Genomic DNA, 15,906 nt, shown 5'->3' with positions numbered 1-15,906 from the left:
CTGTCTTATTTGGCATAGCGGCGGATCGCTTCCAGGACTTCTTCCAGTCCTTGCTGGCGCGCTTCATCGGTCAGGCCGGGGCGGGCCACGTGTTCGCGGGCGTGTGCTTCGATCAGTTCATCCATCAGGCCATGCACGGCCCCCCGGATCGCCGCCGCCAGATGCAAGGTCTTGGCGCAGTCGGCTTCGCCCTCCAGGGCGCGCTCCAGTGCCTGCAGCTGTCCGCCGATGCGGCGTACACGCTTGAGCAGGGCATCCGTGTCCTGTGTCAGGTGTGCCATATACCATACCCCCCTATCCTATAAAGAGGGGATTATAGCGGTTCGTTTCGTCAAAGTGCAGGGCACCTGCGCCTGAGGGGCGCTCAGGGCTCTTGTGCTGTGGCAATATGGCTATATGAAGGTTTGTTCATTCAGTTAGGCGTAAGCTGGCCGCTATAGCCTCTGGACAATGCGCGAGATATTTGCCGCAAGCAAGCCTGACACTGAGCAGGTGAACGAAAACGAAAAATTTGCAGGAGACTAGAATGGCCAAGATCAATCAGGCAGGCAGCTCTGCACAGGCAGGAGCGGCCATCGTGCCGTGGGTCGCCGGACTGGTGTTGGGTGCAGCTTCATCCCTGGCCTTGCATGCGGCAGGCGCCGAGCAATGGCTGGGTGTGCCTGGCAGCAGCGGCGTGGCGGTCCTGCTGGCCCTGGCCGGGTTTGCCTTGGCACAGCGGCGCGCGCCCGCGCGGGAAGGGCAGCTGGTGGACAAGATCAGCGGCGAAATCGATCACATCATGATTGGTGCGGCTGAAACCTCCTTCTTTGTGGACACCATCAAGAACAAGATCAGCAAGGACGTGGTGGCGGCCGACCGCATCGCCGCCAGCGCCGAGCAGAACGCCGCCACCACCGAACAGATCGCGGCCAATGCCGAGCGCGCCTCGGCCATTGCGGCCGAAGTGCGCACCGAGAGCGTCAGCGGCCGCTCGGAAGTCGACCGCGGCCTGCAGCAGATCGGCCAGGCGCGCACGGACGCCTTGTCGGCTTCGTCGATGATGGCGCAGCTGCAGGAAAAGTCGCGCCGCATCCACGGCATCACCGAAGTCATCAGCGAAATCGCCGCCCGTACCAACCTGTTGGCCCTGAATGCGGCCATCGAAGCGGCGCGCGCCGGCGAGCAGGGGCGCGGCTTTGCGGTGGTGGCTGGGGAGGTGCGCCAGCTGGCCCAGCGTACCAAGGAAGCCACCGACGACATCGGCGTGATGGTGCGCGCCATCACCGAAGAAGCCGAGCGCGCGGCCACGGGCATGAATTCGCTCAGCAGCCGGGTGCTGGAGGCGGCGCAGAACGTCGAAAAGGTGCACGGTCTGTTGAACAGCATCGAGCGTTCCGCCAGTCAGTCGCAGGAACAGATCGAGGAAATCGCGGTGGCCTCGCGCGAACACGTGCAGACCACCCAGGAGATCGCCGAGGCCATCACCGACATCCGCAACGGCATGCTGCAGACCGATGGCGAACTGCCGCGCGTGGCGGCCTCTGCCATGCTGCTCTCCGAACGCGCCGAGGCGGTGTTCGAGGCCATCATCGATGGGGGTGCGCGCAGCGGGCACGATACCATCCGGATCGCTGCCGCCGGGGCAGCCCAGGCAGTGGGCAAGCTGTTCGAGACCTCGATCCGCGCCGGCCAGATCAGCGAGGCGGCCTTGTTCGACCGGACCTACAAGCCCATCGCCAATACCTCGCCACAAAAGCATTCGAGCCAGTTCGACGGCTTTACCGACCGGGTGCTGCCGGCCATCCAGGAGGCGCTGCTGGAGGCCATGCCGCAACTGGCCTATGCGGGCGCGGTGGACAACAACGGATATTTCCCGACCCATAACAAGAAGTTCTCGCAGCCCCTCACGGGCGACTACGACACCGATCTGGTCAACAACCGCACCAAACGCATCTTCAGTGACCGCACCGGCAAGCGCTGCGGGGCCAATACCAAGCCTTTCCTGTTGCAAACCTATAGACGCGATACCGGCGAGGTGATGCACGACCTGTCGGTGCCCATCTACGTCAACGGCAAGCACTGGGGCGGTTTCCGGGTGGGTTACCGGTCCAGCCACGCGCCGGCGCAGGCGTCGGCACCGGCAGCGTCCGCCGTGGTCAACGTCCCGGTGTCGCCGGGGTCGGCACGATTGCCGGGGGCGGCCCGCCCGGCGCGGCCTGTGAGGATTTCAAAGATTTGACGGGCCTATGCACGCCGGGCCCGGATTGACTTGTCGCAATAGGGGGGTAAAACCGTTTCATTTCCAAGGCTGATTCGCTTGACCCCGCCTGGCGGCTGATAGATTATGCGCCAAGGGGATGTCCGCCCAGACGGGACGGACGATAGACAGCAAGCGGCGCCCAGACATGCGCTGCGCCAGGGAAGGAAAGACATTGAAGCCGACGGTACCAGGCAAAGGCGAATCATCCGGCAAGGAGTTCGATTTCAACAGCCGTGATTTCGAGCGAGTGCGTGGCCTGATCTACCAGCGGGCCGGCATTGCGCTGGCCGACAGCAAACAGGAAATGGTTTACAGCCGCCTGGCGCGGCGCCTGCGGGCGACCGGCATCACCTCGTTCCAGCAATACCTGGACATGCTGGAGCGTACCCACGACTCCGAAGAGTGGGAAGCCTTCACCAATGCGCTGACCACCAACCTGACCTCGTTCTTCCGGGAAGCGCACCATTTCCCGATCCTGGCCGATTTCCTCAAGGAGTTGAAGGAGCCCGCCACCATCTGGTGTTCGGCTGCCTCCACCGGGGAAGAGCCCTATACCATCGCCATGACAGCCTGCGAGGCCTATGGCTCGATGACGCCGCCGGTGCAGATCGTGGCCACCGACATCGATACCAATGTCCTGGCCACCGGCGCCAATGGCGTCTACCCCATGGAGCGCATCGAGAAGATGTCGCCCGAGCGGGTCAAGAAGTTTTTCCTGCGCGGCAAAGGCAGCCATGAAGGCTACGTGCGCGTGCGTCCCGAATTGCGCAAGCTGATCACCTTCAAGCAGTTGAATCTGCTGGCCGACGGCTGGCCCATCAGCGGCCAGTTCGACGTGATCTTCTGCCGCAACGTGATGATCTATTTCGATAAACCTACCCAGAGCAAGATCCTGTCCCGATTCGTGCCCTTGATGAAACCCCATGCCTTGCTGTTCGCCGGCCATTCGGAGAACTTCCTGTATGTCTCCGACGCCCTCAAGCTCAAGGGCAAGACTGTCTATGAACTCAATGCCACGCAGCGCGGCACAAGGACCAAGCCATGAGCCACGCTGCGGAACAGATCGCCACCAATCTTTACTATGACCGCACCTTCGATTGCGATGCGGCCAAGATCCTGCCGGGCGAGTTTTACTTCACCACCAAGGACATGATGATCGTCACCGTCCTCGGCTCGTGCGTGTCGGCCTGCATCCGGGATCGCGTCTCCGGTATCGGCGGCATGAACCACTTCATGCTGCCCGACGGTGGCGGTGATGACGGCAGTCCGATTTCGGCCTCGGCACGCTACGGCACCTATGCGATGGAAGTGCTGATCAACGAAGTGCTCAAGTCGGGCGCGCGGCGCGAGAACCTGGAAGCCAAGGTGTTTGGCGGCGGCAACGTGCTGCGTGGTTTCTCGGCCATCAACGTGGGTGAGCGCAATGCCGAATTCGTGCGGCGCTTCCTGAAGGCGGAAAACATCCGCGTGGTCGCTGAGGATCTCAACGACATCTATCCGCGCAAGGTGTATTTCTTTCCGCGCACCGGCAAGGTGCTGGTCAAGAAGCTGAAACAGATGCACAACAATACGCTGGTGGACCGCGAAAAAGCCTACGCCAGCACGCTGGTCACCAAGCCGGTGGGCGGCGAGGTGGATCTGTTCTGACAGGGGTGTCACCGGCGGCCTCGCCTCTACGGCGGGGCTCCCTGCAACATTGAGTTTGAGTGATTGAGTGATGAAAATTAAAGTTCTTATCGTCGACGATTCGGCACTGATCCGCAGTGTCATGCGCGAGATCATCAGTAGCCAGCCGGACATGGAAGTGGTTGGCGTGGCACCGGACCCGATCATTGCGCGCGAGCTGATCAAGCAGACCAATCCTGACGTGCTGACGCTGGACGTGGAAATGCCGCGCATGGATGGCCTCGATTTCCTCGAAAAGCTCATGCGCCTGCGGCCCATGCCGGTGGTGATGGTGTCCTCGCTGACCGAGCGCGGCTCCGAAATCACCCTGCGCGCGCTGGAGCTGGGTGCGATCGACTTCGTGACCAAGCCCAAGATCTCGATCCAGAGCGGCATGCAGGAATATGCCGACATGATCGCCGACAAGATCCGCGCCGCTGCCAAGGCGCGCGTGCGCGCCCGCCCGTCGCGCTCGGCCGAGCAGGCCGCTGCGCCTGGCGAGGTCTTGCCGCAGATCCGCAATCCCCTCACCAGTAGCGAAAAGCTCATCATCATCGGTGCTTCCACCGGCGGCACCGAGGCCATCAAGGAATTCCTGATCCGCATGCCCTCGGACTGCCCGGGCATCCTGATCACCCAGCACATGCCGGAAGGCTTTACCCGTTCCTTCGCCCAGCGCCTCAACAACCTGTGCAAGATCTCGGTGGTGGAGTCGGCCGGCAACGAGCGCGTGCTGCCGGGCCATGCCTATATCGCCCCCGGCCATTCGCACCTGCGGCTGGTGCGCAGCGGCGCCAACTACATGACCCAGCTTGACCAGGGGCCCCCGGTGAACCGCCATCGCCCCTCGGTGGACGTGCTGTTCCAGTCGGCTGCCACCTGTGCCGGCAAGAACGCGGTGGGCGTGATCCTGACCGGCATGGGCAAGGATGGCGCCCAGGGCATGCTGGACATGCGCAATGCCGGTGCCTACAACTTTGCACAGGATGAAGCCTCGTGCGTGGTCTTCGGCATGCCGCGCGAAGCCATCGCCATTGGTGCTGCGCACGAAGTCTTGTCCCTGCAAGCCATGCCGGGCAGGGTGCTGGCGTGGCTGGCAGAACACGGAAGCCGCGCATTGCGCGTCTGAAGCGGCTTTCAGCGCTTATTGTTCTGCCAATTTCGTTTTGCTGCACTACAATGCGTTGCAGATGAGGGGCAGCATGGGTCATCAGCCCATGCTGGAGTGATAAAAGGGGTATCGGTTCAAGTTAGCTCGCGCACTGGCCGATAACCAAGAATTCAATTGTTCAGATGGAGTCTTAGCATGTCGGGTCCCAATACCAAGTTCTTAGTCGTCGATGATTTCTCGACCATGCGCCGTATCGTGCGCAACCTGCTCAAGGAATTGGGCTATACCAACGTGGATGAGGCCGAAGATGGCGTTCAGGCGTTGCAGAAGCTGCGCAGCGACCAGTTTGACTTCGTGGTCTCCGACTGGAACATGCCCAATATGGACGGCTTGACCATGCTGCAGGAAATCCGCAAGGATCCGGCCTTGTCCAAGCTGCCGGTGCTGATGGTCACCGCCGAAGCCAAGAAGGAAAACATCGTCGCCGCCGCCCAGGCCGGTGCCAATGGCTATGTGGTCAAGCCCTTCACCGCGGCGACGCTGGATGAGAAGCTGGGCAAGATCTTCGAAAAAATCGCCGCAGGTGGCTGAGGTGGACAGCGCCTCCAATCCCGCCCGTACTCCGTCCGCCGAGGGCGCTCTGGTCAACGACGAGGTGCTGGTCCGCATCGGCCACATGACGCGCAACCTGCACGACAGCTTGCGCGGCCTGGGGTTCGACCGGCTGCTGGAAAGAGCCGCCAGCGACATGCCGGACGCCCGCGACCGCCTGGAATACGTGGCGCGCATGACCGAGCAGGCCGCCCAGCGCGTGCTCAATGCCACCGAACTGGCCAGCCCGCTGCAGGAACGCATCAATGAAGGTGCCAACGAGCTCAAGGCCCAGTGGGATGCCGCCGCCGCCGGCAGTTTCGCCGAAGCCGACTACCGCGCCCTGGCCGCCAGGACCTCCGCCTTCCTGGCGCAGACCAGCGAAGACAGCAGCGCGACCAAGCAGCAACTGCTGGACATCATGATGGCCCAGGACTTCCAGGACCTGACCGGCCAGGTCATCAAGCGCGTCACCAAGCTGGCGCACGACCTGGAGTCGCAACTGGTGCAATTGCTGGTGGACTACTCGCCATCGGACGTCAAGCGCGAAGATACGGGCCTGCTCAACGGTCCGCAGATCGATCCCACCGGCAAGGACGTCATCGCCGACCAGGGGCAGGTGGATGACCTGCTGGAGAGCCTGGGCTTCTGAGGCCGGCCTCTGGTCATTTCCCGTCCCCGTAAAACGCTTCGGAGATTGCCAATCCGGCAACTCGGAAGCGTTTTGTTTTGAGGGCGGCCGTACGCGACGACAGGGTGCGGCTTCCAGGCCGGGGCAGGTGGCCGCAAGTGCCCGTCCGGCGTGACTTTCTTCACATGTTGCAGGTTCGATACGAAGCGTTTTGTCACAGGCAGACCCTTGCGGTTTTGCCTAGTCCGAAATGGGGGACCTTTTCGCCCCTATTCCCCTGATGATCCGGGCGGCCGCTCGCCAATAATCCTAGCCTATTGTTCTAGAAATCCGTCCAGTGCCTTCGGTACCGGGCGGGCAGTGGTTTAGCAGGGGGATACGGCGGATGGCCGAAGACAGCGATATGGAGCGGACCGAACCCGCCACGGGCAAACGCATTGAGCGTGCCCGTGAGCAGGGGGATGTGCCGCGTTCGCGCGAATTGGCCACGACCTTGATGCTGCTGGTCGGCGGCAGCTGTGTCTGGCTCTTCAGCGGCCCCGTGGTGACCAGCCTGGACCGCGTTCTGGTGGCGACCATGAGCTTTGAGCGGGCAGCTGCCTTCGATCCGGCGGTAATGTTCGACATGCTCAGCGCCCACCTGCTGGATGTGGTCGTGTCCCTGATTCCGATTGCCTTCCTGATGATCCTGGCCACCGTGGCTGCGCCGCTGATGCTGGGCGGTTGGCTGTTCAACGTGGAATCGCTGGCGCCCAAGTTCAGCAAGCTCAATCCCATCAGCGGTTTTGCCAACATGTTTTCGGTCAATTCGCTGGTCGAGCTGGGCAAGGCTGTGCTCAAGACCCTGCTGGTCGGGACGGTGGCCTGGATAGCCATCCGCAGCCAGATCGATGCCGTGCTGGGCCTGGGCGTAGAGTCCCTCAAGACCGCCGGGGCGCATTCGGCCCAGCTGCTGTGGACCAGCTTCATCACCATGGTGTCGGCGCTGATCCTCATCGCTGCGGTGGACGTGCCTTACCAGCTCTGGAACTACGGCCGCAAGCTGCGCATGACGCGCGAAGAGGTCAAGCAGGAACACAAGGAATCCGAAGGCGACCCGCACATCAAGGGCAAGATCCGCGCGATGCAGCGCGCCATGGCCCGCCGCCGCATGATGGCCGAAGTGCCCACCGCCGACGTGGTGGTGACCAACCCGACCCACTATGCCGTGGCCTTGAAGTACACCGAAGGCAAGATGGGCGCGCCCAAGGTGGTGGCCAAGGGCGCCGATGACGTCGCCGCCAAGATCCGCGAACTGGCGCGCGAGCACAAGGTGCCGCTGCTGGAAGCGCCGCCCCTGGCGCGTGCGCTGCACACCCATACCGAGATCGGCGACGAAATCCCTGAAGCGCTCTACACCGCAGTGGCCGAGGTATTGGCCTATGTGTTCCAGTTGCGTACCTACGGCCAGTTCGGCGGCAACCGTCCGGTGCAGCCTACCGATCTGAACGTGCCCAAGGAACTCGATCCGGCCACCGCGCCCCAGAAACCCCGCGGGCGCAAGAATAGAAGCAGGCAGTAACCATGGCGACCAAACTCAATACCATGAAAATCCCGGCCTGGGTGCCGGTCAAGAGCGGCAAGGCGCTGGCGGCCCCCATCCTCATCATCATGATGCTGGCGATGATGGTGCTGCCGCTGCCGGCCTTCATGCTGGATCTGCTGTTCAGCTTCAACATCTCGCTGTCGGTGATCGTGCTGATGACCGCGCTCTACACGGTCAAACCGCTGGACTTCATCGCCTTCCCGGCGGTGCTGCTGGTGTCGACCATGCTGCGGCTGTCGCTCAACGTGGCCTCTACCCGTATCGTGCTGACCGAAGGCCATACCGGCCCGGACGCGGCCGGCAAGGTGATCGAGGCTTTCGGCCACTTCCTGATCGGCGGCAACTACACGGTCGGTATCGTGGTGTTCGTGATCCTGACCATCATCAACTTCATGGTGGTGACCAAGGGTGCCGGCCGTATCGCCGAAGTGGGCGCGCGGTTCACCCTGGACGCCATGCCCGGCAAGCAGATGGCCATCGACGCCGACCTCAACGCCGGCCTCATCGGTGAGCCCGAAGCCCGCGCCCGCCGCAAGGAAGTGGCGCAGGAATCCGAGTTCTACGGCGCCATGGACGGTGCCTCCAAGTACGTGCGCGGCGACGCCGTGGCCGGCATCATCGTCACCGTGGTCAACATCGTCGGCGGCCTGGTGGTGGGCATGGTGCAGCACGACCTGGCCTTCGACGCGGCGCTGAAGAACTACACGCTGTTGGCCATCGGTGACGGCCTGGTGGCGCAGATTCCTTCGCTGATCATCTCGACGGCTGCCGGTGTGGTGGTCTCGCGCGTGGCCAACGACCAGGACGTGGGCGGGCAGCTGATCAACCAGCTCTTCGCCAAGCCGGAAGTGCTCTACATCACCGCCGTCATCATCGGCGGCATGGGCCTGATCCCCGGCATGCCGCATATCGCCTTCATCCTGCTGGCAGCCGCCATGGGCGGGGGCGCCTACGCCATCAGCAAGCGCGTCGAAAAGATCAAGGCCACGGCTGCCGCGGCCACACCGCAGGCTGCTGCAGCGGCGGCCGCGCCTTCCGAGGCGGAAGAGGCCACCTGGAACGACGTCATGCCGGTCGATACCCTGGGCCTGGAAGTGGGCTATCGGCTCATTCCGCTGGTGGACAAGGGGCAGGGCGGCGAACTGCTCAAGCGCATCAAGGGCATCCGCAAGAAGTTTGCCCAGGAAGTGGGTTTCCTGTCGCCGCCCATCCATATCCGCGACAACCTGGAACTGAAGCCCTCGGCCTACCGCATCACCTTGAAGGGCGTGGAAGTGGGCAATGGCGAAGCCCATGCCGGCCAGTACCTGGCCATCAACCCCGGCATGGTCACCGGTCCGCTGCCGGGCATGATGACCTCGGACCCGGCCTTCGGCCTGCCGGCCGTCTGGATCGACAGCAGCCTGCGCGAACAGGCTTCCACCATGGGCTATACCGTGGTCGATGCCGGCACCGTGGTGGCCACCCACCTCAACCACCTCATCACCACCCATGCGGCCGAGCTGCTGGGCCGCCAGGAAGTGCAAAGCCTGCTGGACCACCTGGCCAAGGAAGCGCCCAAGCTGGTGGAAGACCTGGTGCCCAAGATGCTGCCGCTGGGTACGCTGCAGAAGGTGTTGCAGAACCTCCTGCTGGAGGGCGTGCATATCCGCGATATGCGAACTATCATCGAAACATTGGCCGAGCACGCCGCGCGCATCCAGGATGCCACCGACCTCACGGCGATTGTGCGCATTGCATTGGGCCGTGCCATCGTGCAACAGATTTTCCCGGGCGAGAGCGAGCTGGCCGTCATGGCGCTCGATTCCAAGCTCGAACGCCTGCTCATGCAGGCACTGCAGGCCAGCGGCGACAGCGGCGGCATCGAGCCGGGCCTGGCCGATTCGCTGGTGCAGCAGACCGAGATGGCGGCGCAGCGCCAGGAGCAGATGGGCCTGTCGCCCGTGCTGCTGGTCGGCGCACCGCTGCGGACCTTGCTGGCGCGCTTCTTGCGCCGTGCCATGCCGCAGCTGCGCGTGCTGTCGCACGCTGAAGTACCCGAGTCGAAAACGATTAAAGTTACCAGCCTAGTTGGAGGGCAAGCATGAACGTCAAGAAATTTATCGCCAATTCTTCTCGCGAGGCCTGGCGCCAGGTTCGCGAGGCGCTTGGGCCGGATGCCGTCATTCTCTCCAACCGCAACATTCCTGACGGGGTGGAGATCCTGGCCATGGCCAACGAGGACATGACCACCCTGGTGGCGCCTACCGGTGCACGCGACCCGAGCGGTCGTGCCCAGGCCCAGTCCGGCGTGGCGGGCCCGCAGCCATCCAAGCGTCCGGCGCTGCTGTCCTCGCCGGTGGCGCAGCAGACGGCCCGCGCCGCGCACCCCGTGCACCCCGATTCCGTGCCGCTGCTGGACCAGCCGGCCCATGGCCGCACTCCCGCGCGTGCGGCCGACCCCGCTCCGGCCGGCGACGCCCGCGTCTGGCGCAGCCGCCGTGCCGAGCAGGCCGCTGGCCGCCCCTCGGCGCAGCACGGGCAAGATTCCGGCGAGCAGGAAATGCGCCCGCGTTCGGCCTTGCCCGAATTCGATGGCAAGGACTACGACGAGATCCTCTCCGAAGTCATGAGCGAGATCCGCTCCATGCGCGGCGTGCTGGAAACCCAGCTGGCCGAGATTTCCTGGGGCGGCACGCAAAAGCGCGATCCGCTCAAGGGCGTGGTCTTGAAGGAAATGCTGGCTGCCGGTTTCTCGGCCAGCCTGTCGCGATTGATTACCGAAAACCTGCCCGCCAATTCCAAGTCGCAGGACATCATGTTCTGGGTCAAGTCGGTGCTGGCGCGCAACCTCAACACCCTGGCCAACGAAAACGAGCTGCTGGAAAACGGCGGCGTCTTCGCCCTGGTCGGCCCCACCGGCGTGGGCAAGACCACCACCACCGCCAAGCTGGCGGCACGCTGCGTGATGCGCCACGGCTCCGGCAAGCTGGCCCTGATCACCACCGACGGCTACCGCATTGGCGGATATGAACAATTGCGCATCTACGGCAAGATCCTGGGCGTGATGGTGCATTCGGTGAAGGACGAAACCGACCTGCGCATTGCACTGGAGGAGCTCAAAGGCAAGCACACCGTGCTGATCGACACCGCCGGCGTGGGCCAGCGCGACCAGATGGTGGCCGAGCAGGACGCCATGCTGGCTGGCGCCGGGGTGGACATCAAGCGCTTGCTGTGCCTGAATGCCACCGCCACCGGCGGCACCTTGAATGAAGTGGTGCATGCCTATTCCAGCTCCGGCCTGGCCGGCTGCATCATCACCAAGCTCGATGAAGCCGCCACCATCGGCAATGTGCTGGACGTGGTGATCCGCCACAAGCTCAACCTGCATTACGTGGCCAACGGCCAGCGCGTGCCCGAAGACCTGCACGTGGCCAACAAGCTCTACCTGGCTGACCGCGCCTTCAAGCAGAAGCGCGAAACCGCTCCCTTCGAATTCCAGGAGGGCGAGTTACCGGGGGTCATCGGGCCCACCGCCATGTCCATGAATGACCGCGGACTGCGTGAGGTGAGCTTTGGCTAGTTACGATATCGACCAGGCAGCAGGTCTGCGCCGGATGCTGGAGCGTCCGGTGCCCAGGCTCTTTACTTTCTTTTCGGTGCTGGGCGAGGAAGAGAAGAGTGCCATGCTCATCAATCTGGCAGCCTCCCTGTCGCAAGCCAAGCATAGTGTGTTGGTGGTGGATGGCGACGTGGCCAGCACGGGTCTGTTGACCCGGATCGGCCTGCGCCACGATGTGGCCACCCTGCAGGAAGTGGCGCGCATGGAGCGGCCCCTGATCGAAGCCAAGCGGCTCTTGCCGGAAGGCTTTTCGATGGCGCGCATCGCTCGCCGCAGCGTGCCCTCGGCCACCGATCCCCATGCCGGCCGGCTGGCCGAGATCTTCGACAGCCTCATCGAGCAGGCCGAGATCACCCTGGTCAATGGCGTCCTGGCGAGCGACCTGTCGCTGCCGGTGCCGACCATGGAGATGGGTGAAATCGTGATCCAGGTGTCGACCACGGCGTCCTCGATCAAATCGGCCTATGCGCTCCTGAAGAGCCTGAGCGACCGCATTGGCCGCCGTCCCTTCAGTCTCATCGTCAACGATGCCACCGAGGCCGAAGCCCGGACCGTCTACGCCAACATGGCCCAGGCCGCCAGCCGCTACCTGGCTGCACAGTTGAATTTCATGGGTGCCATTCCGGCCGACGATCATATCCGCCGCGCTACCGGCCAGGGCCGGGCGGTGCGGGACGTGTTTCCGTTTGCCGGGGCGGCGCTGGCGTTCCAGCGCTTGTCCAAGCGCTTCACGGCCGGTTCGGATGCGGCCCGCAGTACGTATGGCATGGCCACCGACGGTGCCAGCCTGGGAGTGTGACGTGCATGTATAACGTCAAGGGAAAGAAGGGCAAGAATGACGTGCTCGAGCAGCATGCGCCGCTGGTCAAGAAACTGGCGCATCAGCTCAAGGCCAAGCTGCCCCCTAGCGTCGAGGTGGACGACCTGATTCAGGCCGGCATGATGGGCCTGCTCGATGCCGTGAACCGCTATGAGGAAACCCACGGCGCCCAGTTCGAGACCTATGCGGTACAGCGTATCCGTGGTGCCATGCTGGACGAGCTGCGCAGCAGCGACTGGCTGCCGCGCAGCATCCGCCAGAACGCGCGCAAGGTGGAAGAGGCGATGCAGACGCTGTTGCAGCAACTGGGCCGCCAGCCACAGGAGGCGGAAGTGGCCCAGCACATGAAGATCAGCCTGGCCGAATACCAGGCGCTGTTGACCGACTGCGGCGGCCATCAGCTGATCTATTACGAGGATTTCCACGACGATGATGGCGGTCACGAGCATTTCCTGGACCGTTACCAGACCGGCGAGGGCGATGATGATCCGCTGCAGAGCCTGATCGACGGTGGTTTCCGGGAAGCCGTGGTGGATTCCATCAAGGCCTTGCCCGAGCGCGAGCAAATCCTGATGGCGCTGTACTACGAGCAGGAAATGAACCTGAAGGAAATTGGCGCGGTCATGGGGGTCTCCGAGTCGCGCGTGTGCCAGCTGCACAGCCAGGCCATTTCGCGCATGCGCTCCTATCTGCGCGAGCATGCCTGGAGCGGGGTGGCCTGACAGTGCCTCGCCCGCAAGGCGCCACAATCCGATGCCCCAACGAAAAGCCCGGCAACTGCCGGGCTTTTCGTTGGTTCCGCCGCCGTACTGGCAGGAGGGCTTACACCACGCCCAGCCTGCGGCCGGAGGACTTGATGCTGTTCTGGCCGTCCGGCCCGTAGAAATTGCCGGTGCCGGTCTTGCCTTGCAGGATGGTCAGCGCGCTCTGGTTGATGGAGAGCTTCTTGCCGATCAGCAGGCCGTTGACACGGTTCAGTTCCTTGGCATCCTGCGCCAGCTCGAACAAGCTGGCCCAGATATCACGGTCGGCCTCGCTGGCCTGTTCATTCATCCACTTCTGCATGCCGCTTTCATCTGCGCTGTAGCCCAGGCTACCCAGCAGGGCATGGCGGTTGCCGGCCAGGGTGGACATCTCGGCGACGATGGCGGCCTTTTCGGAAATGATGTCGGTCAGGCCTTCGGCCGTGGTTTCGGCCAGCAGGGCCTGTTCCTGCTTCAGTTTCTCCACCAGGCGCGACAGGGCGCCGTGTTCCAGGGGAAGTTTGCTGGCCGGGTTCATGCGAAGCAATCCTGTAGGCGGATGGCGATCAAGCCTGGCGGGCGTTGACGAGGTTCTGGGCGGTACTGATCACGCCGCTGGCGACCTTGTCCGGATTGACCTGGAAGGTGCCGTTGGCGATGGCCGCCTTGATGTCGGCCACTTTCTTGGCGTCGAAGCTGGAGTTGTTGTTGCCCTTGACGTCCATCGCCTGGTAGGTGCTGGACAGACGCACGCTGTCGGAAGCGGCGGGAGTGGGCGTCGCGCCATTGCCTGCAGTAGCGCCGGCCGAAGTATTGGTGCGAGCTTGCGTCTGCTCGGTATTGAGGGTCGTGGATTTGAGTGCGTCGTTAACGTTCACGGCAGTATTCCTTGTAGGGTGGGGGCGCTGCGCACCCGCCTGTCGTATTGAGTATCGACCAGTTCTGGGCAAACTTTAACATCCGGAGCTGCAAAATGCAGAAATTCAGGCAATTTTCTTCACATCTATCGCCAGGCAAGCCGCTGCGTTCCGCCTCCCGCTTGCCTGCCGGGAAATTGCTTCATATAAATAGTCACAGCGTCCTGTCCGGGCCAACCCGGTGGTTGGCTCAGTAGTTGATTTCCAGAATCCCGCCTGCCTTGGCGATACCGCTGACCACCTGCCCGTTGGCAGTACGGGCCTGGGCCATCTGGCCTTCGTCGGCATTGGTCATGGCACGCGCTTCGGTGGAAATCTGGAATCCCGGGCCCGTCGAGACCACCCGTACCGCCTGGCCTTGCTGTACCACGCGCTGGTTGCGCACGGCATCCATGCGCAGCGGCATGCCGGCGCGCAGGGACATGTTGGCCACCCGGCCGATGACCTGGGATTCCTCGGTGAATACGCCGCTGGGCAGGGCCGACATGTCGCCGCGGATGCGGGTAATGTCGCTGGCGCTGATGGTCTGGCCCTGGGCCAGCGGGACGGCGGCGACCAGATAATCCGAGATCACCTGGATGTTGGCGCGCAGATAGACGGTCCAGGGTGAGGGGGCCACGCACTTGATGCCGACCGTGGTACGGCCGAACAACCGTCCGCCATTGGGCGTGAAGGCTTGCGGCTCCACACAGGCGGCCAGGATCAGGCGTGGATCAACCGGGTCGATGGTGACGGTGACGCTGCCCGGCAGGCTGGCCGTCTGGCCTTTGAGGAATTGCTCAGCCACTTGTTGCAAGGCTTGCAAATCCTGTTTGGGCGGCGTGTTGGGGTTGTTCTGGGCGGGGGCAGGCGCAACAGCGCCCAGGCCGGCCACCAGCAAGGCGAGGGCGGCGAAGGTGCGGCGCAGGGCGCGGAAAGGGTGTTTCATTTTGTGCAACTTGCCGGGAGGGCATAGGCGAATCTTGGCAGCCATGTTACTTCGCGCGCGCGAGGTCAAAAGCGCAAACAGGGGAGGCTTTTCTCTCTTTATCGCCCCTTAGAGTCCGGGGTACGAACGTATGATCAAGCCTACGTAATTCCATCATCGGTGCAGTCCGCAAGCAGCCAGGCAAGAGCCCGGCAGTGGCGGCGGGGCGCTGGTATTTCCGGAGGACCTGATGGTCTCTAAGCTCGACGACTACTTCCGATTCAACGAATTGGCGCTGAACCTGCGGGCCCAGCGCCAGCAGGTGCTGGCCTCCAATATCGCCAATGCGGATACGCCCAACTACAAGGCGCGTGACGTCAACTTTGCCGATGCACTCCAGAATGCGCTGGAGAACAAGTCCAACACCATGCCGCCGCTGCAGCTGGAGCGTACTGCCGCCAGCCACGTGGCCGGCACCGCGCCTGACAACGGTCCGGGCAGCATCGGTGGTACGGCCCTGCAATACCGCACGCCGGCCCAGGGCAGCGTGGACGGCAATACCGTCGACCTCGATGTGGAACGCAATGAATTCGTCGACAACGGCATTCGCTACGAAGCCGGCGTCACCGCCGTGAACGGCCAGATCAAGGCCATGCTCAACGCCATCCAACCGGGTTGATAAACCATGTCCCTCTCCAACATCTTCAACGTCGCCGGTTCGGCCATGAGTGCGCAGTCCCAGCGCCTCAATGCCACGGCCAGCAACATCGCCAACGCCGACAGTGCCACCAGTCCGGACGGCACGCCCTACAAGGCCAAGCAGGTGGTGTTCGAGGCCGTTCCGGTGGGCGGCATCAAGGACAGCGGCGTCAAGGTCGCGGCGGTGGTCGAGGACCAGGCACCGCCCAAGCTGGTCTATGACCCCAAGAGCCCGCTGGCCGATGGCAATGGCTACGTGGCCATGCCCAACGTCAATCCGGTCGAGGAAATGGTCAACATGATCTCGGCTTCCCGTTCTTACCAGACCAATGTGGAAACGATGAACACGGCCAAGGCCATGCTCGTCAAGACCCTTACCATCGGCCAATAACCA

17 protein-coding genes are annotated in these 15,906 nt (G+C 63.3%); 13 read left to right on the top strand and 4 right to left on the bottom strand.

Features of this window, described 5'->3' with window-relative positions:
• Positions 1-5: 5 nt before the first annotated feature.
• Positions 6-281, bottom strand: coding sequence for a metal/formaldehyde-sensitive transcriptional repressor (locus ACVC5H_RS15345; protein ID WP_489618694.1), 276 nt, complete (start codon positions 279-281; stop codon positions 6-8).
• A 245-nt stretch (positions 282-526) separates the two neighbouring features.
• Between ACVC5H_RS15345 and ACVC5H_RS15340 the strand changes: the two genes are divergently transcribed.
• The 11 genes from ACVC5H_RS15340 (at position 527) to ACVC5H_RS15290 (ending at position 12,968) form a co-directional block, all read left to right on the top strand.
• Positions 527-2,221 carry a methyl-accepting chemotaxis protein gene (locus ACVC5H_RS15340; RefSeq protein ID WP_489618693.1) on the top strand — a complete coding sequence of 565 codons (1,695 nt, stop codon included), beginning with the start codon at positions 527-529 and terminating at the stop codon, positions 2,219-2,221.
• Between the two features lie 193 nt (positions 2,222-2,414).
• Positions 2,415-3,287, top strand: a complete 873-nt coding sequence (locus ACVC5H_RS15335; RefSeq protein WP_489618692.1) for a CheR family methyltransferase — start codon at positions 2,415-2,417, stop codon at positions 3,285-3,287.
• Positions 3,284-3,889, top strand: a complete 606-nt coding sequence (cheD, locus tag ACVC5H_RS15330; RefSeq protein WP_489618691.1) for a chemoreceptor glutamine deamidase CheD — start codon at positions 3,284-3,286, stop codon at positions 3,887-3,889. Before ACVC5H_RS15335 ends, cheD begins: the two co-directional genes overlap by 4 nt.
• Before the next feature lie 70 nt (positions 3,890-3,959).
• The gene (locus tag ACVC5H_RS15325) at positions 3,960-5,036 is read left to right on the top strand and encodes a protein-glutamate methylesterase/protein-glutamine glutaminase (RefSeq protein ID WP_489618690.1); all 1,077 of its coding nucleotides are present in this window, start codon (positions 3,960-3,962) and stop codon (positions 5,034-5,036) included.
• Between the two features lie 177 nt (positions 5,037-5,213).
• Positions 5,214-5,609, top strand: coding sequence for a chemotaxis response regulator CheY (cheY, locus tag ACVC5H_RS15320; protein ID WP_489618689.1), 396 nt, complete (start codon positions 5,214-5,216; stop codon positions 5,607-5,609).
• Positions 5,602-6,261 (top strand): protein phosphatase CheZ, encoded by a 660-nt coding sequence (gene cheZ / locus ACVC5H_RS15315; RefSeq protein WP_489618688.1) that lies wholly within the window; start codon positions 5,602-5,604, stop codon positions 6,259-6,261. Before cheY ends, cheZ begins: the two co-directional genes overlap by 8 nt.
• Positions 6,262-6,625: 364 nt before the next feature.
• Positions 6,626-7,801, top strand: coding sequence for a flagellar biosynthesis protein FlhB (flhB, locus tag ACVC5H_RS15310; protein WP_489618687.1), 1,176 nt, complete (start codon positions 6,626-6,628; stop codon positions 7,799-7,801).
• 2 nt (positions 7,802-7,803) lie between these two features.
• Positions 7,804-9,912 carry a flagellar biosynthesis protein FlhA gene (gene flhA, locus ACVC5H_RS15305; protein WP_489618686.1) on the top strand — a complete coding sequence of 703 codons (2,109 nt, stop codon included), beginning with the start codon at positions 7,804-7,806 and terminating at the stop codon, positions 9,910-9,912.
• Positions 9,909-11,387 (top strand): flagellar biosynthesis GTPase FlhF, encoded by a 1,479-nt coding sequence (flhF, locus tag ACVC5H_RS15300; protein ID WP_489618685.1) that lies wholly within the window; start codon positions 9,909-9,911, stop codon positions 11,385-11,387. Before flhA ends, flhF begins: the two co-directional genes overlap by 4 nt.
• Positions 11,388-11,421: 34 nt before the next feature.
• Complete coding sequence (locus ACVC5H_RS15295; RefSeq protein ID WP_489622708.1) at positions 11,422-12,225, top strand: MinD/ParA family ATP-binding protein; 804 nt, start codon at positions 11,422-11,424, stop codon at positions 12,223-12,225.
• Positions 12,226-12,230: 5 nt separating this feature from the next.
• A complete protein-coding gene (locus ACVC5H_RS15290) occupies positions 12,231-12,968 on the top strand; it encodes an RNA polymerase sigma factor FliA (RefSeq protein WP_489618684.1) in 738 nt (245 codons plus the stop codon).
• Between the two features lie 100 nt (positions 12,969-13,068).
• Here ACVC5H_RS15290 and ACVC5H_RS15285 read toward each other — a convergent pair whose 3' ends face one another.
• The 3 genes from ACVC5H_RS15285 to flgA form a co-directional block, all read right to left on the bottom strand.
• On the bottom strand, positions 13,069-13,527 hold the full coding sequence (locus ACVC5H_RS15285) for a flagella synthesis protein FlgN (protein ID WP_489618683.1): 459 nt from the start codon (positions 13,525-13,527) through the stop codon (positions 13,069-13,071).
• A 28-nt stretch (positions 13,528-13,555) separates the two neighbouring features.
• Positions 13,556-13,867, bottom strand: a complete 312-nt coding sequence (flgM, locus tag ACVC5H_RS15280) for a flagellar biosynthesis anti-sigma factor FlgM (RefSeq protein ID WP_489618682.1) — start codon at positions 13,865-13,867, stop codon at positions 13,556-13,558.
• Positions 13,868-14,096: 229 nt separating this feature from the next.
• Positions 14,097-14,834, bottom strand: coding sequence for a flagellar basal body P-ring formation chaperone FlgA (flgA, locus tag ACVC5H_RS15275; protein WP_489618681.1), 738 nt, complete (start codon positions 14,832-14,834; stop codon positions 14,097-14,099).
• A gap of 229 nt (positions 14,835-15,063) precedes the next feature.
• Here flgA and flgB point away from each other — a divergent pair, with 229 nt between their 5' ends.
• Complete coding sequence (gene flgB / locus ACVC5H_RS15270) at positions 15,064-15,492, top strand: flagellar basal body rod protein FlgB (RefSeq protein WP_489618680.1); 429 nt, start codon at positions 15,064-15,066, stop codon at positions 15,490-15,492.
• A 6-nt stretch (positions 15,493-15,498) separates the two neighbouring features.
• Positions 15,499-15,903: a flagellar basal body rod protein FlgC gene (gene flgC, locus ACVC5H_RS15265; RefSeq protein ID WP_489618679.1), complete on the top strand. Its 405-nt coding sequence runs from the start codon at positions 15,499-15,501 to the stop codon at positions 15,901-15,903.
• Positions 15,904-15,906 lie beyond the last annotated feature (3 nt).

The sequence above is a fragment of the Herbaspirillum sp. Her3 genome (genome assembly GCF_057961275.1).
This window is presented reverse-complemented; position numbering and strand designations above follow the sequence as displayed.

Bases quoted from the DNA above. Each gene is read 5' to 3' on its own strand.
- ACVC5H_RS15345 (WP_489618694.1), bottom strand. From the start codon at position 281: ATGGCACACCTGACACAGGACACGGATGCCCTGCTCAAGCGTGTACGC.
- ACVC5H_RS15340 (WP_489618693.1), top strand. From the start codon at position 527: ATGGCCAAGATCAATCAGGCAGGCAGCTCTGCACAGGCAGGAGCGGCC.
- cheD (WP_489618691.1), top strand. From the start codon at position 3,284: ATGAGCCACGCTGCGGAACAGATCGCCACCAATCTTTACTATGACCGC.
- ACVC5H_RS15325 (WP_489618690.1), top strand. From the start codon at position 3,960: ATGAAAATTAAAGTTCTTATCGTCGACGATTCGGCACTGATCCGCAGT.
- cheY (WP_489618689.1), top strand. From the start codon at position 5,214: ATGTCGGGTCCCAATACCAAGTTCTTAGTCGTCGATGATTTCTCGACC.
- flhB (WP_489618687.1), top strand. From the start codon at position 6,626: ATGGCCGAAGACAGCGATATGGAGCGGACCGAACCCGCCACGGGCAAA.
- flhA (WP_489618686.1), top strand. From the start codon at position 7,804: ATGGCGACCAAACTCAATACCATGAAAATCCCGGCCTGGGTGCCGGTC.
- flhF (WP_489618685.1), top strand. From the start codon at position 9,909: ATGAACGTCAAGAAATTTATCGCCAATTCTTCTCGCGAGGCCTGGCGC.
- ACVC5H_RS15295 (WP_489622708.1), top strand. From the start codon at position 11,422: ATGCTGGAGCGTCCGGTGCCCAGGCTCTTTACTTTCTTTTCGGTGCTG.
- ACVC5H_RS15290 (WP_489618684.1), top strand. From the start codon at position 12,231: ATGTATAACGTCAAGGGAAAGAAGGGCAAGAATGACGTGCTCGAGCAG.
- ACVC5H_RS15285 (WP_489618683.1), bottom strand. From the start codon at position 13,527: ATGAACCCGGCCAGCAAACTTCCCCTGGAACACGGCGCCCTGTCGCGC.
- flgA (WP_489618681.1), bottom strand. From the start codon at position 14,834: ATGAAACACCCTTTCCGCGCCCTGCGCCGCACCTTCGCCGCCCTCGCC.
- flgB (WP_489618680.1), top strand. From the start codon at position 15,064: ATGGTCTCTAAGCTCGACGACTACTTCCGATTCAACGAATTGGCGCTG.
- flgC (WP_489618679.1), top strand. From the start codon at position 15,499: ATGTCCCTCTCCAACATCTTCAACGTCGCCGGTTCGGCCATGAGTGCG.